8 protein-coding genes and 1 pseudogene are annotated in these 17609 nt (G+C 73.3%); 6 read left to right on the top strand and 3 right to left on the bottom strand.

Going from position 1 to position 17609, the window contains the following annotated elements; all coding sequences use genetic code 11:
• Positions 1-86: 86 nt before the first annotated feature.
• Positions 87-1688: pseudogene (locus ACFWEG_RS02945) on the top strand (UvrD-helicase domain-containing protein); the annotation flags it as partial.
• Between the two features lie 20 nt (positions 1689-1708).
• Here the strand turns inward: ACFWEG_RS02945 and ACFWEG_RS02940 are convergent.
• Both ACFWEG_RS02940 and ACFWEG_RS02935 read right to left on the bottom strand, forming a co-directional pair.
• Positions 1709-7513 carry an AAA domain-containing protein gene (locus ACFWEG_RS02940; RefSeq protein ID WP_387208492.1) on the bottom strand — a complete coding sequence of 1935 codons (5805 nt, stop codon included), beginning with the start codon at positions 7511-7513 and terminating at the stop codon, positions 1709-1711.
• Between the two features lie 226 nt (positions 7514-7739).
• Positions 7740-8840, bottom strand: a complete 1101-nt coding sequence (locus ACFWEG_RS02935; protein ID WP_387208490.1) for an FkbM family methyltransferase — start codon at positions 8838-8840, stop codon at positions 7740-7742.
• A gap of 516 nt (positions 8841-9356) precedes the next feature.
• Between ACFWEG_RS02935 and fusA the strand changes: the two genes are divergently transcribed.
• From fusA to ACFWEG_RS02915, 4 genes are all read left to right on the top strand, one after another.
• A complete protein-coding gene (gene fusA, locus ACFWEG_RS02930; RefSeq protein ID WP_387208488.1) occupies positions 9357-11399 on the top strand; it encodes an elongation factor G in 2043 nt (680 codons plus the stop codon).
• A 358-nt stretch (positions 11400-11757) separates the two neighbouring features.
• Positions 11758-13986 carry a catalase/peroxidase HPI gene (gene katG / locus ACFWEG_RS02925; RefSeq protein WP_387208486.1) on the top strand — a complete coding sequence of 743 codons (2229 nt, stop codon included), beginning with the start codon at positions 11758-11760 and terminating at the stop codon, positions 13984-13986.
• A 422-nt stretch (positions 13987-14408) separates the two neighbouring features.
• Positions 14409-16010, top strand: a complete 1602-nt coding sequence (locus ACFWEG_RS02920; protein ID WP_387208484.1) for an alpha/beta hydrolase — start codon at positions 14409-14411, stop codon at positions 16008-16010.
• 62 nt (positions 16011-16072) lie between these two features.
• Positions 16073-16543, top strand: a complete 471-nt coding sequence (locus ACFWEG_RS02915; RefSeq protein ID WP_387208482.1) for a hypothetical protein — start codon at positions 16073-16075, stop codon at positions 16541-16543.
• Positions 16544-16553: 10 nt separating this feature from the next.
• Here the strand turns inward: ACFWEG_RS02915 and ACFWEG_RS02910 are convergent, their stop codons facing one another.
• Entirely contained in the window at positions 16554-17021 is a 468-nt protein-coding gene (locus ACFWEG_RS02910) for a MarR family transcriptional regulator (protein WP_387208479.1), read from the bottom strand.
• A gap of 140 nt (positions 17022-17161) precedes the next feature.
• Here ACFWEG_RS02910 and ACFWEG_RS02905 point away from each other — a divergent pair, with 140 nt between their 5' ends.
• Positions 17162-17605: a pyridoxamine 5'-phosphate oxidase family protein gene (locus tag ACFWEG_RS02905; protein WP_387208477.1), complete on the top strand. Its 444-nt coding sequence runs from the start codon at positions 17162-17164 to the stop codon at positions 17603-17605.
• Positions 17606-17609: the final 4 nt, after the last annotated feature.

The following is a 17609-nucleotide window of genomic DNA, read 5'->3' as shown; positions in this document are numbered from 1 at the left end:
ATCCCACAGCACCTCAGACACTAGGCAATGCTGACCTCAGCCCGAACACAAACGCACCCGGATTTCCTTGACCAAACCCATAGGGGCACCCCCCCGAGGAGGTGTGGGAGCAGCTGATCGCCTCGCGCGGCCAGACCGTGCGCTCGGCGGAGGAACGCGAGCCGGTCACGCTCAGCGAGGCCGTCCTGAACACCCCGCACCGGCTGGTGGAGGTGACCGGACCGCAGGAGCTGGAGCGCATCCTCGCCGACGACCTGGTCCGCTGGCGGATCTTCCTCCACCCCTCCCAGCAGCGGTACGCGCGGCACACGGGCTTCCAGGGTCCGGCGCAGGTCACCGGTGGCCCCGGCACGGGCAAGACGGTGGTGGCACTGCACCGCGTGCGGCATCTGCTGCGGACCGGCGGGCCGACGGACCGGGTGCTGCTGACCACGTTCAGCAAGGCGATGGCATCCTCCCTGCGGGACAGCCTCGCCCTGCTGCTCGGCGACTCCGAGGCCCACCTGCTGGGGCGGGTGGACATCTCGACGGTCGACTCGCTGGCCGCCCGGGTCATCAAGGACGCACGGGGCAGCGCACCGAAGGTGTTGCGGAGGGACGAGGAACGGGCCGCGTGGAACCGCGCGTTGCGGCCCGAGACGGAAGCGTGGAGCGAGCGGTTCCTCAGCCAGGAGTTCCGCAACGTCGTACTCGCCCAGGACCTGCGGACGCTGGCCGACTACCAGCGGGCCCGCCGTACCGGCCGGGGCAGCCATCTCGGCCATGTGCAGCGGGCCGTCCTGTGGCGGGTGATGGAGCGGTTCGTCGCGGACGTGTCGTCCCGTGGCGCGGCCACGTACACGATGCGCTGCGACCGGGCGGCCCGTCTGCTCGCCGCCGCGGGGCCTCCGTACCGGCACGTCGTGGTGGACGAGGCCCAGGACCTGCATCCGTCGCAGTGGCGGGTGCTGCGGGCCTGCGTGGCCGAGGGCCCCGACGACATGTTCCTGGTCGGCGACCCGCACCAGCGGATCTACGACACGCGGGTGTCGCTGCGCACCCTGGGCATCCACGTCACCGGACGCTCGGCGCGGCTGCGCGTCAACTACCGCTCCACGGAGGAGATCCTGCGCTGGTCGACGTCGCTCCTCGACGGTCAGCCGGTGACCCGGCTCGGCGAGGACGGGGACGACGACGCGTCCCCCGACTCCCTGCGCGGCTACCGGTCGCTGCTGCACGGCCGCGTACCGGAGGCCCGCGGGTACGCCTCGCAGGACGAGGAGCTGACGGCGGTGGTCGCACAGGTGCGGGAGTGGATCGGCGGCTCGGGGGTGAAACCGTCGGAGATCGCGGTCTGCGTGCGGTTCAACACCCTGGCCGACCTGGTCGTCGCACGGCTGCGTCGGGAGGGCGTCGCCGCGGTGGCGGTGGCGGACGCGCCCGGCCCGGAGGTGCCGGGCGTCCGGGTGGCGACGATGTACGCGATGAAAGGGCTGGAGTTCCGCTGCGTGGCGGTGGCGGGCCTGACCGCGTCGGTGCTGCCGTACGCCCAGCAGGTGACGCCGGCGGCCGTGGACCCCGTCCAGCACCGGCAGGACCTGCTGGCCGAGCACTGCCTCCTGTTCGTCGCGTGCACCCGGGCGCGGGACGCCCTGGTCGTCTCCTGGAACGGCCAGGGCAGTCCGCTGCTCGATCCCGTGACCACGTGAGCCCGGCCCGGGCCGGTTGCTCAGTCGTGCAACGCCCGGATCCGGACGGTCCGGCTGCGGCCGTCGGTCGCGTAGGTGATCTCGGAGCCGACCGTCTGCCACAACAGCGCCTTTCCCAGGGGCAGTTGCGGTGAGACCACATCGTCGTCCGCGGAGCCGATCTCCGCGACGACGTACCGGGTGTCGGTGTCGGGGACGCCGTCGAAGTCGAGTTCGACGACGGCGCCGGGTACGACCTTGTCGAGCGGTGGGTCGCCGACGGACACCTCGTCGGCGAACGCTCGCAGTGCCACCAGGTGCTGGCGCCTGCGCTCCCGCCGGTCGGCGAGGGTGCGCCGCAGGAAGACGAGCTGTCCGGGCTCCGCGGCGGGCGGCATCTCGTCGGGCGCGTCGAGCGCGCTCTGCAGGAGCTGCATCTCCAGGAGCACCCGCTGGTACACCCCGAAAGGCACCTCCCGTACGGGGAACACGCCGCTCTCGGCCGCGGTCGCGGCCGGCGCCGGGCGGACGGGTGCCGCCGGGGCCTGCGCGGGAGGGACGGGCCGGTCCCCCGCGGGCGTCCTCGGCGCGGCGGACGGCGCGGGCTGCGCCGGCACGCCGGGGTGCACCCGGGCGCCGGAGTGCGCGGGCGCGGCAAGGGCGTCAAGGCCCGTGCTCTCGGAGGACGGCTCCGCCCCGGGAGCGGCCGGCACCGAGCGTGGTGCCGGCACCGGCCCCGGCAGGCCCGCCCCCGCGGGGACCACCGGCACCGACCCCAGCCAGGTGTCGTCGCCCGGGATCGCCGTGCCGAACCGTACGCCGCCCCAGGTCGGCTCCGGGCCGGCCGGTTCGATGCCCAGGCCCTGCAGCGCGGTCCACACCGGGGCGAGCGCCTGCTCGCGGTCCCACCGGAAGCGGCTGGCGCGGACGCGGACGAAGACCCAGTCCACCCGCTCCAGGTCCCGCTGCACGGCCGCCGCGCTGCCCGCGTCCTCGCCGTCCGCGTAGGTGTCCCCGTCGCAGGCGACGGCGAGCCGGTGCGTTCCGCCCTCCACGACGAGGTCGAGCGAGTGCCGCCCGACCCGGTAGCCGGGCCGCACCCGGTAGCCGCGGCGGGTCAGCTCCAGGTAGACCTGCTGCTGGAAGAGACCGTCGAACTGCTCGTGCCTGACGTCGGGCAGCACCTCACCGTCGACGGTGGGCAGCTCCTCCTCGGCCGGGCGGCCGAGGTGGTCGAGCCACCGGCGGCGCAGGTCGTTCTCGTGGAAGCGTTCGACGGGCGCGCTGTGGAAGACCCACACCTGGTCGCGGGCGCGGGACGCGGCCACGTTGATCCGCTGCTCGTACGCCTTGCCGGTGAAGCCGCCCGGCACCGTCCCCGCGGCGGTGGTCGCGGAGTTGAGGCAGGAGACGAACATGACGTCCCGCTCGTCGCCCTGGAAGTCCTCGGCGTCCCCGACCCGGATCCGCCGCTCCTCGCGGTCCTCGTAGCCGACCCGCTCGGCGATCAGGTTCTCCAGCTCGGTCAGGTGGGCCTTGCTGCTCCGCAGGCTGATGACGCCCATGGTCGCCCTGGCGTAGGCGGGGTTCTCGCAGGCCGCCGCCACCGCGTCGGCGAGGGCGCGCGCCTCGGCGTGGTTGACGAGCCGCTGCGCGGTGCCCACGGCCTCGCCGTCGGGCACGAGGACCGTGCGCACGGGCGGCAGCCGGTCGGTGCCGTACTGGCGCAGCGGCTGCAGGCGGCCGTCGTAGCAGAGCTCGTCGGAGAAGGAGATGATCTCCGGCATGCACCGGAAGTGCTCCTTCAGCATGAGTGTGCCGCGCCCCGCCGAGAGCGCCTCGGTGAGGTCGAAGAAGCTGGTCTCGGGCCCGAAGAAGCTGCGCACCGACGGCGGCAGCGCGGTGAGCAGCCGGTCCCGCAACTGGAAGTACTCGTCCTGCTTGAGGCCGACGTTGGAGGGGCTGACCTGCTTGCTGTCGCCGACCACGACCATGCGGTCGGCGAGCCAGCTCAGCAGCATGGCCTCCAGACCCGACTGGCTGGCCTCGTCGACGATGACGACGTCGAAGATACCGGGCCGGTCCATGGGCACCGTCTCGGCGACCTGGTGCAAGGGCATGATCCAGGCGGGCACCGCGTCCTGCGCCTCGCGCAGCGCCTCCTGCGCGTCGCGGCGGTAGCGGTGCTGGTACTTGCCCTTGATCCTTCGGACGGCCTGCTGGTACGCGGCGAGCGCCCGGGACTGGTCGCCGGTGAGCAGCCCCAGGCAGCGGTGCCAGGCGCGGGCGGCCGCGAGCCGGGAGAGGGTGATGCGGGCCTCGTCGTCCGCCTCGGTCAGCCGGGCCGTCAGGCGGCGCTCCGCGTCGGGGTCGGTGAGTTGTTCGAGCCGGTCCCGCCAGACTGTCCAGGCCCAGGCCTCGGCGAGGAGGGGCAGCCGCTCCTCCCAGGCCGGGTCGTGGGGCGCGTCCTCGATCCGGCGGGCGAGCTCGGGGAATGCGCCGCCGACCTCGTCGCGGGCGGACCGGTGCGCGGAGCGCAGCCGGACGGCCTCGCGGACCTCGGCGAGTTCGCCGGCGAACTCGCGGTAGGCGTCGGTGTCTCGGGCCCGGACGGCGTCGTGTGCGCGGGCGACGGCGGGGGAGGTGTCCGGCCTGTCGCGCCAGGAGCGGAGCAGTTCCTCGGCCCCGGCGATGTGCCGCCGGGCGTCCTCCGCCGCCCGCAAGGTGTCCGCGACCCGCAGCAGCGCCCGCACCGCGTGCTCGGTTCCGGGCTCGTGCCAGGGGGCGGCCGCGAGTCCGGGTGCCGTCGCCGCGGCGGCGAGCACCTCGGTGCGGGCCGCGACCAACCCGAAGAGTGCGTTCGACACCTCGACGTCCTGGCGCAGCCGGGCGATCCGCGGCCCGTGCCCCTGCCAGGGCCCGGCGGGATCGCCCCACTCGCGTTCGACGTGGGCGAGCCGCTGTTCGAGCTGGGCGCGGGCGAGGACGACCGCGGCGGCGGCCGTGTCCTCGGGGGCGCGACCGTCGACCCGGACGGTGTCGGGGAAGCTTCCGACCGCCTTGGCCAGCCTGGTCCTCGAGCCGAAGGCGCCGCGGAGCCGCTGCCCCTGCCGCAGACCGTCGTGCAGCTGGGTGGCCAGACCGAGGGCGGTGCCGGGTTCGTGGACCTCCAGGCCGGTGACCAGGGATGTGCCCAGAACGCCGATGGACTGCTCGACGGCGCGCAGCGCATCGGTGACGGCGGCGTGCCGGGCGCGCAGCTGCCAGTCCTGTCCGGCGGCGGCCTCCGTCAGGGCCGCGGCGGCCCATGGCCCGGTGGCCGCGGCGGGCGCCTGCGCGCGGACGCGGGCGGCGGCGTAGCCGTCGAGGGCGGTGGTCAGCGCCCGCCGGTCGTGGTCGGTCAGCGAGCGGACGGCGTCGTCGTACACCTGCGCCGTCGCGTCCCGCGCGGCCTGCGTGTGGGCGGCCTCGGCCTCCGCGACCTTCCCGACGGCGGCCTCGAAGGAGCCCGGGGTGGGGAGGTCGGACGCCTCGGGGACCTCGGCGGCGAGCGCCCGGTGGTGGGCGGTGAAGCCGCGGATGGTGTGCAGCAGGCGCAGGGCGGCTGCCGCGTCGAGGGCCGGCTCCTCGGCAGGGACGGGGCCGAGCCAGTCGAAGGCGGCGGCCTCCGCGGCGAGCCGGGCTGCGATCTCCTGGAGGCTGCCCTCGTAGTCGCCAGTTCCGGCGGAGAAGCGGCGGGTCTCCAGTTCGCGGAGCTCGGCGAGGTCGCGCAGCATCCGCCGCTGGTCGGTCCGGGCGGCGTCGAGCCGGGCCTGGAGGGCGTCGATCTCGCGGCGGGAGGCCACCGGGTCGTAGCCGGCGTAGCGGTGGAGGATGGTGTGCACCGACGCCTCCAGCTCGCGCTGGGCGGCGGCGCCGTCCTCGGTGCGGCTGACGCACAGGTCGCGGACGGTCGGCGGGAGCTTGTCCCGTAGGACGCGCAGGGCGCGCGGGGTGTGGCTGGTGATCAGGACGCGCTTGCCCTGGGCGAGCAGGTCGGTGACGAGGTTGGCGATGGTATGCGTCTTCCCGGTGCCGGGCGGGCCCTGGACGACGACGAGCCGGTTGTCGCGCAGCCGTTCGGCGATGGTGCGCTGCTCCGCGTTGGCCGGGAGCGCGAAGAACACCTCCGAGCGGGCCGCGGTGCCGCCCCCGGCCAGGTCGGCGGCGGTGAGCGCCCCACCCCGGCCCGCGACGTAGGCGAGCAGCTCGGTCGGCGCGGCGCCCCGCTCGACGTGGCCGGCGATGGCCTTGAGCGCGTCGAGCGTCGAGCGGCGGTTGCGCTCCCGCAGGAGCAGGGCGGGGGCGAAGCAGACCAGCGGCACGTCCGGGGCCCGGGTCGCGGCCCGCTCCGGGCCCGGTCGGTAACTTCCGGCCGCGTGGGCGGCGTTGGACCAGCTGCGCAGCGCTGCATGCACGGCGTCGAGGTGCGCGGGCAGGGTGGCGTCGGCGGCCCCTTCCAGGGCGCGGTTCATCTCCTCGCGCACCTCGCCGTGGACCCGCTGCTCGCCGTCGAGCATGCCCTCCTCCAGGAGCAGCCCGGCGGCGCCGGGGTCGGGGGCGGCGGTGAGGGTGCCGGAGGCGGGGTCGAGGTGGAGGGTGGCCCGGTGGGTGACGAGGTGCCGCTCGACGCGCTGCCCGTCGGGCGACCGCCAGGTGAGGCGGCCGATACCGAGGACGAGTTCGTAGGTCTCGCCGAGATCGACGGCGTCCTCGTGCATCTTGTGCAGCCGGTCGTAGAGCCGTACCAGCGGGTCGGCGGCCCGGCGGCGTGCCGCCCACGCCGACCACTCGGCCTCCCAGGCGGCGTACCGCCTCTCGATGCGCTCACGGCGGGGGTGGACGGCCAGTACGGGGTATGCCTTGTCCAGGGGGATGCCGCGTGCGTGGTCGGGCAGGGCGGGGTCGATGCGGCGCCGCAGGTGCGGGGGACGCGGCTGATCGAAGTCCAGGACGCGGCTCTCGTCGATCCACGGCAGGAGTTCGGGGTGCGGCTGCGGCGCGTCCTCACGCTCGGGCCGATGTACGCGGAGCCAGGCCGAGGCCCCGAGTTCGTCGGTGACCTCGCCTTCCGTCATGACCGACACCCCGCCGTCCGCCGGCAGTTCGTCGAACCAGACGGCCCCGGCCGCCGAGTCGAGGGTGCGGACCGGCCTGGCCCGGGTCTCCTCCGCCTCGGCGAGGAAGCGGAAGATCTGCTGGACGCGGCGGGCGTCCAGCGCGGCGTACTCGGCCCGCGGAGCGGGTGCCGGCTCGTGGGCCGTCCCCGGACGCCCGGTCGGGGGCGGGGCGGGGGCGGCGACCAGCGGCTCGGTGAAGACCATGGTGCGCGGGTCGGTGGGCGCCGTTCCCGGGCGGTACGCGCTGAGCGTGCTGAAGGTGACGCTGGGCCGGTCCGCGTCCCCGCGGGCCCGGAACTCGATCTCCAACTCGGCCCCGGTTCCGGCCTGGACGCTGTACGCCCAGGTCGCCGACACGGTCCGACCCGGGCGCAGCGAGCCCTCCAAGGCGTGGTCCGACCGCGCGGACCCGGGCCCGTCCAGCTCCCTGGCCTCCTTGCCGTACGGGCCGGAGCGGACCCGTACCCCGAGTCCCCCGAGGTCGACGGAGCGCTGCGAACCGTTGGTGACGTACAGCGTCAGGGCGACCAGCTCGTCGCCCGGGCGCAACGCCCCGCGACGTTCGAGGTCCTCTTCCTCGTACGGACGGACGTCGTCGACCCGTACAAGCAGCCCGTCGCCGTACGCGTAGGTGGAACCGACCGGCCAGATGCCGTCGTTGACCGTGCCGACGCCGAGACCGTTCACGCACCGCTCCCTTGCCGGGGGGCCGCGACGGCCCCCACCGAATCCGCCACACCACCCCCCACGGGAGGGGCCGGGTGGCCGCGACTCCCTGGCGGCATGACTCAGTACGCCGAACGGTACCAAGGGTCCGGGCTCCTCACCTGCCGTTCCTCCAGACCGTTTCCGCAGCTCACAAGCGTGCGGTGGGCGGAGTCCGACGGGAATCGGGGCGACCGGCCCAGGCCGCTCAGGCCATCGGGGTGTCGGGCGCCGCCGTCGCACGCATCATGACGCAGTCGAACTCGACGACCCGCCCCGTCGCCGGCTCGCGGGTGACGGGGTACATGCCGGTGACGCCGAAGCCGGCGTCCTCGAAGAGGGCGAGGGAGTCGCGCATGGCGGGGCTGCCCTCGTAGAGGCGCAGGGGGGCGACCTCGGACTGGAGGCCGACGAACTCGGGGACGCGGTCGCCGGCGCCGCGGAAGACGTGCAGGTCGAAGCCCTGGGTGTCCATCTTGAGATACGGGCGGGGGTCGTCGATCCCGTCGAGGACCTTGTCCATGACGCCGTCGAGCCGGCGGACCTGGATCTCCTCGGTGCGGGACTCGGCGAACCGCAGGTAGCGGCTCTGGCCGTACTCGCTCGGCGGCAGCAGCGAGTTCATGGACTTCCAGTCGACGGAGATGGACTGCACGGACTCCTCCTCGCCGAGCGCGAAGTTGAAGACGTGCCACTGCGGGTCGGACTCCGCGGCCGCGCTGAGCCGTTCGAAGGTGGCGGTGACGGGCTCGAAGGACGCGATGCGGCCCTTGTAGCCCTGCCGGCGGAGCGCCTTGGCGTACTGCCCGACGTTCGCGCCGACGTCGAAGACGCAGTTGACGTCGTAGTACCGGAGCATCGCCGCGACGTGCACGGAACAGAGGTGGTCCGCGGCGGCGAGCTGGAAGGTGCGCTCGTGCTTGGTCAGGGCCTCCCGGGGGGCGACGATCTGGGCGCCGGTGCTCCGGAGCGGGACGGCGGTCCAGCGGGCCCGGGGAAGAGAGGCGCGCAGCGAGGCGGCGAAGGCGGTGAACGGGTCCTTCCGGTCCGTCCCGACGATCCACGAGCTGTCGTCCAGCCGGGTCGGAGCGAGCGGGGCGCCCCTGCGGGTGCTGACGATCCACGCGTCGTCGTCGAGCTGCTCCACCGTGACGGGGGTGCGGGCGCGCGCGAGCAGCTGGAGGCGGTCGGAGAGCGGGTGGACCTGCCGTCGCGCCCGGGACACCACGGCTGCCCCGGGTCCCAGATCCGTCACCGTGAATCCCAGCCGGGGCAGCACGTTCAGCAGGCGTCGGTACACAGTGGGCATCGTTCATTCCTCAGACGTCGGGCGCGGACGAGCGGTGGTGCCGGGAAGGGTTGCGGCTGTTCGGCGGATGATGCCACCCCTCGTAAGCCTCACGGACGGCATCGGACGGTGGAGGACCCCTTCGTGGGTGGGAAAAACCCGGATGCAGTACAGCGTCCGGCGTCACTACACTCGCGCCACGCGCCCCGGCCGCCACGGACGGGCGCCGGCCGCCGGCCCGAGCAGGTGTCGAGGCGGCCAACTACCGCACCACGTAGGCGTGCTGACGAGAGGAGCCGGGCCGTGCGACACCACCACACCGTTCCGGCCCCCCGGGCCCGTTTCGACGTGATGCCGGTGTCTTCGCACGCCCGGTGACGGCAGCGCGGCCGTCACCCTGAGGTGTGACGCCCCATCTTCTGCGGGTCAATTCTGTCCCGCACCATGCATGTTGACGTGACGTCAACTGCAACCCTGCGTCGCCCCCTTTCGCGCCCGACGGTGCCCCACCCCTCCCGACCCGAAAGGTTCAGGGCCGTGCGTACGCGTGCTCACGTTCTCAACTCCCTCGCCGTCATCCGCAATCTGGGCATCCTCGCCCACGTCGACGCGGGCAAGACCACCCTCACCGAGCGGATCCTCTTCCTGGCCGGCGCCATCCACCGGACCGGTGAGGTGCACGACGGGACGACCGTCACCGACTTCGACCCGCAGGAGCGGGACCGCGGGATCACCATCTCCGCGGCGGCCGTGGGCTGCGCGTGGGACGGCCACCGGATCAACCTGATCGACACCCCCGGGCACGTCGACTTCGCCGACGAGGTCGAGCGGGCGCTGCGGGTGCTGGACGGGGCGGTCGCGGTGTTCGACGCGGTCGCCGGCGTGGAGCCGCAGAGCGAGTCGGTCTGGCGGCAGGCGGACCGGTACGGGGTGCCGCGGATCGCGTTCGTCAACAAGCTGGACCGGGCGGGCGCGGACCTGGACGCGGCGGTGGCGTCGATCCGGGAGCGGCTCGGCGCCGTCCCGCTCGTCGTGCAGCTGCCGATCGGCCGGGAGGCCGGGTTCACCGGCGTGGTGGACCTGGTCCGGATGCGCGCCCTGACCTGGGTGGCGGGCGCGTTCGGCGAGGGGCCCGTGCCCGAGGAACTGGCGGAGGAGGCTCGGCGGCGGAGAGCCGCGCTCGACGAGGCCGTCGCCGGTCTGCACGCCGACGCGCTGGAGGAGTACGTACGCGACGGGTCGCTGGGCGGGGCGACGCTGGCCGCCGCGCTGCGGGCGATCACGCTCGACACGGACTCCGGCGGTGTGGTCGTGCTGTGCGGTGCGGCCTACCGCGACCGCGGGATCGAGCCGCTGCTCGACGCGGTGGTGGCGTACCTGCCGTCGCCGCTCGACGTGGAGCCGGTGCCGGGGCGGGCCGCCGCCGACCCGGCGGAGCCGTTCGCGGGGCTGGTGTTCAAGGTGGCGTCCTCGCCGACCGGCCGGCTCGCCCACCTGCGGGTGTACACCGGAACGCTGAGGAAGGGGGACACCGTGCTCGACACGGGGGCGGGCCGCGCGGAGCGCGTCGGACGGATCGTCCGCGTCCAGGCCGACCGGCAGGTCGCCGTGGACGAGGCCGTCGCCGGCGACATCGTCGCCGTGGCGGGGGTGAGGTCCGCGCGGGCCGGGTCGACGCTGTGCGACCCGGGCGCGCCGCTGCTCCTGGAGCCGCCGCACGCGCCCGAGCCGGTCGTGTCGGTCGCCGTGGAGGCGTCCCGGTCGCCGGACTCCGGGCGGCTCGCGACGGCGCTCGGCCGACTGGTCGAGGAGGACCCGTCGCTGTCGGTGCGGACGGACGCGGAGACCGGCCAGACCCTGCTCTCGGGGATGGGCGAGCTCCATCTGGAGGTCGCGGTCGAACGGGTCCGGCGGGCCCACGACCTCGCCGTCGACGTCGGCCGGCCGCGGGTGTCCTACCGCGAGACGGTGCTGCGGGGCGTGTCGGGGCTGGTGTACCGGCACGTCAAGCAGGACGGCGGGGCCGGCCAGTTCGCGCACGTCGTCCTGGACGTGGCGCCGTACGGCGGCGCCGGCGAGGGGGGCTTCGCCTTCACGTCGACGGTGACGGGTGGCGCGGTGCCGCGCGAGTACGTGCGCGCGGTGGAGGCGGGCTGCCGGGACGCCCTTGCCGAGGGCCCGCTCGGCGGGCACCTGGTGACCGGTGTGCGGGTCGTCCTGACGGACGGGGCGACCCACGCGAAGGACTCCTCGGAGACGGCGTTCCGCGCGGCGGGCCGCTTCGCGCTCCGCGAGGCGCTCCGGGCGTCGTCGATGGCGCTGCTCGAGCCGGTGGCCGAGGTGACGGTCACGGTGCCCGAGGGCGCCGTCGGCACCGTCCTCGGCGACCTCGCCGCCCGCCGCGGCCGGATCGCCGACTCCACCGTCCGCGGTGGGACGGCGGTCGTCACCGCGACCGTCCCGCTGGCCGAGCTGTTCGGCTACGCGTCCCGGCTCCGCGGCCGCACCCAGGGCCGGGGCACCTTCACGGCCCGCCCGACGGGCTACGCCCTCGCCCCGGAGGGTGTGGTCACCGCGTGAACGGGGCCGCCGCGGTCCGCGTCCTGCGGGCCGCGGCGGTGTCCGGGCGGGGGGGGCGGCCGGATCGCCGGGGGGACTCGTTCGGGTGCAGGGTTAGCGGATTTCTTGACTTGGACTGGGTCCATTGTAGGATCGATTTCACGAGCGCTTCGGCGCAGGAGTACGTCATCGGGACGGGAGCGGCAGACGTGACGGGACCACCCTCGTGGATCGGTGCCGTGCCGCGCGGGTAGAACACGCCGTCGAGCGGGCGTCCGCAGACCCGCGCGGCCCCGTCGTTGCCGCGCCCGCCTCACCGTGCGTCCGGCGGCAGCCCCTCCTGAACCGCCCAGATCCGCCCCCGTCCGGAAGGATTGCCATGACCGAGAACCACGACGCGATCGTCACCGACCCCAAGCCCGAGGAGACGACGGAGGCGGGCGTCTGCCCGGTCGCGCACGCCCGGGCCCCGCACCCCACGCAGGGCGGCGGCAACCGGCAGTGGTGGCCCGAGCGGCTGAACCTGAAGATCCTCGCGAAGAACCCCGCGGTCGCGAACCCGCTGGGCGAGGACTTCGACTACAAGCAGGCGTTCGAGGCCCTGGACCTCCCGGCGGTCAAGCGCGACATCGCCGAGGTGCTCACCACCTCGCAGGACTGGTGGCCGGCCGACTTCGGCCACTACGGCCCGCTCATGATCCGCATGGCCTGGCACAGCGCCGGCACCTACCGCATCAGCGACGGCCGCGGCGGCGCCGGCGCCGGTCAGCAGCGCTTCGCGCCGCTCAACAGCTGGCCGGACAACGTCAACCTCGACAAGGCCCGCCGCCTGCTGTGGCCCGTGAAGCAGAAGTACGGCCAGTCCATCTCCTGGGCCGACCTGCTGATCCTCACCGGCAACGTCGCCCTGGAGACCATGGGCTTCGAGACCTTCGGCTTCGCCGGCGGCCGCCCGGACGTCTGGGAGGCCGACGAGGACGTGTACTGGGGCCCCGAGACCAACTGGCTGGACGACGAGCGCTACACCGGCGACCGCGAGCTGGAGAACCCGCTCGGCGCCGTCCAGATGGGCCTCATCTACGTCAACCCCGAGGGCCCCAACGGCAACCCCGACCCGCTGGCCGCGGCCCGCGACATCCGTGAGACGTTCCGCCGGATGGCGATGAACGACGAGGAGACCGTCGCGCTCATCGCCGGCGGCCACACCTTCGGCAAGACCCACGGCGCCGGCCCGGCCGACCACGTCGGCGACGACCCCGAGGCCGCCTCCATGGAGGAGCAGGGCTTCGGCTGGAACAACACCTTCGGCACCGGCAAGGGCGGCGACACCATCACCAGTGGCCTGGAGGTCACCTGGACGTCGACGCCGACCCAGTGGGGCAACGGGTTCTTCGACAACCTCTTCCGCTACGACTGGGAGCTGACGCAGAGCCCGGCCGGCGCGCACCAGTGGGTCGCGAAGGACGGCGCGGGCGCGGGCACCATCCCCGATGCGCACGACCCGTCGAAGAGCCACGCGCCGACCATGCTCACCACCGACCTGGCGCTGCGCATGGACCCGGCGTACGAGCAGATCTCGCGCCGCTTCCACGAGAACCCGGCGGAGTTCGCCGACGCGTTCGCCCGCGCCTGGTACAAGCTGACCCACCGCGACATGGGCCCGGTCGTCCGCTACCTCGGCCCCGAGGTGCCCAGCGAGACCCTGCTGTGGCAGGACCCGCTTCCTGCCGCGACCCACGCGCCGCTCTCCGCCGACGACGTCGCCGACCTGAAGGCCCGCGTGCTCGCCACGGACCTCACCGTCTCGCAGCTCGTCTCCGTCGCCTGGGCCTCGGCGTCGTCGTTCCGCGGCAGCGACAAGCGCGGCGGCGCGAACGGTGCGCGGATCCGGCTGGAGCCGCAGCGCGGCTGGGAGGTCAACAACCCGGACCAGCTGGCGCAGGTGCTGCGGGTCCTGGAGGGCGTGCAGTCGGAGTTCAACACCGGCGGCAAGGGCGTCTCGCTGGCCGACCTGATCGTGCTGGCCGGCTCCGCGGCCGTCGAGCAGGCGGCCAAGGACGGCGGCTTCCCCGTCGAGGTCCCCTTCACCCCCGGCCGCGTCGACGCCACGCAGGAGCAGACGGACGTCGAGTCGTTCGCCGCGCTGGAGCCGACGGTCGACGGCTTCCGCAACTACTACGGCAAGGGCAACCGGCTCCCCGCCGAGTTCCTGCTCGTGGACCGGGCGAACCTGCTGAACCTCAGCGCGCCCGAGCTGACCGTCCTCGTCGGCGGTATGCGCGTCCTCGGCGCGAACCACGACGGCTCGGCGCACGGCGTCCTCACCGACCGCCCGGGCGTCCTGACCAACGACTTCTTCGTCAACCTGCTCGACATGGGCACGACGTGGAAGGGCACCTCCGGCGCCCAGGACGCCTTCGAGGGCCGCGACGCCTCCGGCGCCGTCCGCTGGACCGGCACCCGCGCCGACCTCGTCTTCGGCTCGAACTCCGAGCTGCGTGCGGTCGCCGAGGTGTACGCGAGTGACGACGCGCGCGAGAAGTTCGTCCGCGACTTCGTCGCCGCGTGGGCCAAGGTCATGGACCTGGACCGGTTCGACGTCGCCTGATCGTCCTGTGTTGCAGGGAAGCGCCGGCGGTCAACGTGGGGGATCATCCGGACCACCATCGTGTGATCACTCCGCGAACGGTGATCGCGAGGCGGTCGCCGTGACTAGCGTCGCCGTTCGTGAACGGTGACCTGAACATCGCGCCCCATGAACTGCGGGCGTCGGCACGGGCGGCGCGGGGGGTGTGTTCCGAGTGGGAACGGCCCCTGAGGACTGCCCTGACGGATCTCGGTGACGCAGCGGCGGCGCTGCGGGCATGGCCCTTGGGCGGTGCTCTGAGCCGCACGGCGGACGGGTGGGGTTCCGCGTTGGAGGCGTTGGGACGGCGGGTGGGCGATCAGGCCCGCGGGCTGGACATGGTGGCCGCGGGCGGTGAGGTCACGGAGTGGGAGATCCGCGACTGCTTCCGGGACTGGTGACGGGTGCCGTCGTTCGCCGAGCTCTACCGCCAGGACTTCGGTGACCTGGAGGCCTCCGCCTCGTCATGGCGGGCACTGGCCTCCGCTCTCGCCACCGCCCGGCGCGACACCGGGAACTCCGTTTCCGGGCCGCTCCACCGCGCGGGGTGGACCGGAGTCGCCGCAACCGCCGGGCTCGCCGCGTTGGAAGCGTCGGAGTCCCAGTTCCTCACCGCGCAGATGAACGCGGGCCTGATTGCCAGCGTCGTGGACGGCGCCGCCGCGCGCCTGCGCGCCGCGCAGCGCACTCTGCGCGCCGTGGTGTCCGACGCGGAGGACGCCGGCTTCACCGTCTCCGACGACGGGCGCGTCACAAGCCGCGACCCCGGCGGATTCGTCCCCGAACAGAACCTCGCACGCGGGGCCGCGCCACACGCCGGTGACTTCCCCTCACGCATCCGCGCGGCTCTCGCGGAGGCCCTGGAGGCGTCCCAGGAGGCCGCCCGTCTCCTCCAGGGGCTCGACCCCTTCGCGCTCGACAAGCGCTACGGTGCGGATCAGGCGCGTGAGGACGCCCTCCTCATCGCCGACTACCGCGGGGTGTCCGTAAGCGACATCCCCGACGGGACGGATCCGCGGCAGGCCGCGTCCTGGTGGGCGCAGCTGAGCGTCGAGGACCGGCTCCTCTACCTCGCCGCCTGGCCTGAGCGCGTCGGAGCGCTCGACGGACTACCGGCGGACGTGCGTGACGAGGCGAACCGCGCCGCGCTCGAACGCCTCCTGCTCGCCGAGACGGAGCGCTACGCATCGGTCGGCACCCAAGGACTGCCCGTCTACGCCACCCTGGCCGACCTCAAGCGCCGCCTCGATCACGGTGACACGAACGTGGCCCATCAGCGCCTGCACCTGATCGCGTTCGACACGGGGGGCGACGGTCGCGCGGTCGTCTCCGTGGGAAACCCGGACGGAGCGCGGCACGTCGCCGTCAGCGTGCCGGGCACGGACAACCGACTGGACAACTTCGGCGGGCAGATCGAGCGCGCGGAGGTGCTCCAGGCCGCGGCACTCAAACGATACTCAGGCCCGCATCACGACGTGTCCGTGATCGCGTGGCTCGGCTACGACGCTCCCGAATTCCAGGGGGGCAGGAACTTGCTGGACGGAGGCGTGATCACACAGGGTCGGGCCCACGACTCGGCGGAGAGGTTGCGCGACTTCACCGCGGGGGTGCGGGTGGCGAACCACGACGGGGACCCTCATCTGACCGTGCTCGGCCACAGCTACGGCTCCACCATGGTCGGCCGTGCCGACAGAGGTGGTGGCGGTCTCGGAGCCGACGACGTCATCGCCTTGGGCAGCCCCGGCCTCAGCGTCGACAAGGCCGAGCAGTTGCGCACCCCGGAGGCGCGGGTCTGGGTGGGGGCTGCGCCGGATGACTTCGTTTCCAACCACCTCAGCGGAAAGACCCTCGGCGAGGACCCCAAACACCCTGACTTCGGCGCGCGCCGCATATATGTCGACACGAGTGGCCACAGCGGTTACTGGGCCGAGGGCAGCCAGAGCCTCGACAACCAGGGACTGATCATCACAGGGCAAAAGCCGCTGAAGGGAGACGGCCGTCCATGAGAACCGATCAAATCCGGGCCTTGGCCAGCTGCGTACTTGCAGCCGTACTTCTTGGAGGATGCATGTCTGACGACGAGATCAACACACCGCTCCCCCGCATGACGAAGCAGAAGGCGGAAGCCTGGGCACGGCACTGGTCCGCGTCCATGGCCAGGACTGCGGGAGCGACCATCGTCCCCGCCCGCACCATGCTTGACGCCAGACGCTGCATCGGGAAAGGAGGCGAGCTGCCAGCAGACGGACGCTTCTTCATCGACCATGGCATCCAGGCTCGACTGCCGAAGGGGCAGCACGCCGACGCCATCCGAAAACTCCGTGCGAAGCTGGAGGAGCAGGGGTTGCACATCGACGCCTACCGAGCAGTCGACGAGCCCTATACAGAGGACGGTCTGGAGGTCCGCAGTGGCCTCGGCGCTACCCACCCCACCGACCACCACCACGTCTCCGTCGACAGCATCTCCGACGACCTCATCTCCTTCGCCGTCTACACACCCTGCCTCCTCCCCCCAGGCGTCGAGCAACAACAGTTCTGACCCCGACGGCTCAACCGACCGCCCCACCCGCGTTGCGGATCAACCGCCGCAGCACCCGCAGCGCGACGACGTAGTCCGCGTCATCGATCCCCTCGTGAAGCACCGCGCGGATCTCCGGCGCGTTGCGCGCCAGTTCGCCCCGCGCCCGCTCCCCCGCCTCGGTGATCCGCAAACGGTCCGCGTCGCGGGAGAGCCAGCCGCGCTCGACGAGCACGGCGGCTTCCGCCGCGAGGTCGTCCTCGGGCCGGAGGTAGGACGCCCTGGCCGCCCGCAGCGAGGGAAGCGTCATCCCCTCGTCGTGGGGCGCGATGTCGTGGACCGACAGGTTCCGCAGCAGCCAGAACTGCGGCTGGGTGTACCCCTTCGCCGCCTGCCGTGCCCGCGTGAACGCGATGAGGGCTTCGTACGCCACTCCCGTCCAGTACGCCGCGGGCTGCCCGGCGAGTTGGGCATCGGTGAACTGCTCGGCCGTCGTCATGGGACATCCCCCCGGTACGTCGCCCCCGCCACCCGCACGATCACGCGGGCCACGGGAAGACCGTAGAACCTGAACCGCACTTGAGATCAAGCGCGCGACCTCCCGAGCGCCGCCCCCACCCGCCCCCGTAGCGTGCGCGCATGGCACACACCACTCCCCCGCCCCTCGACCGCGACACGGTCACCGCGTTCGTCCGCCGCCACGGCGACGGCGTCCTGTCCACCATCGGCCCCGACGGCGCCCCGCAGTCCGCCTATCTCACCCTCGCGACAACCGAGTTGCACGAACTCGTCCTCGACGCCCGCCGAACCTCCCGCAAGGTCACCAACCTGCGCACGGACCCCCGGGTGTCCCTCGTCATCGGCGGCCCCGACGGCGTGACCCTCCAGGCCGAAGGCCTCGCCGACCTCCCCGCGCACCACGACCTCACCCGCTGCACCACCGCCTACCGCACCGCCTTCCCCCACTTCGCCGCCTCCCTCACCGACCCCGCCATCGCCGTCGTCCGCATCACCCTCACCTGGGCCCGCCTCGCCGACCACCGCTCGGAACCCGCGGTGATACGGGAGAGCACCGACTGGTGAGGAA

The sequence above is a fragment of the Streptomyces sp. NPDC060194 genome (genome assembly GCF_042728285.1).
Lineage (GTDB): Bacteria > Actinomycetota > Actinomycetes > Streptomycetales > Streptomycetaceae > Streptomyces.
The sequence above is the reverse complement of the archived record's forward strand: the minus strand, read 5'-3'. Positions and strand labels throughout refer to the sequence as shown.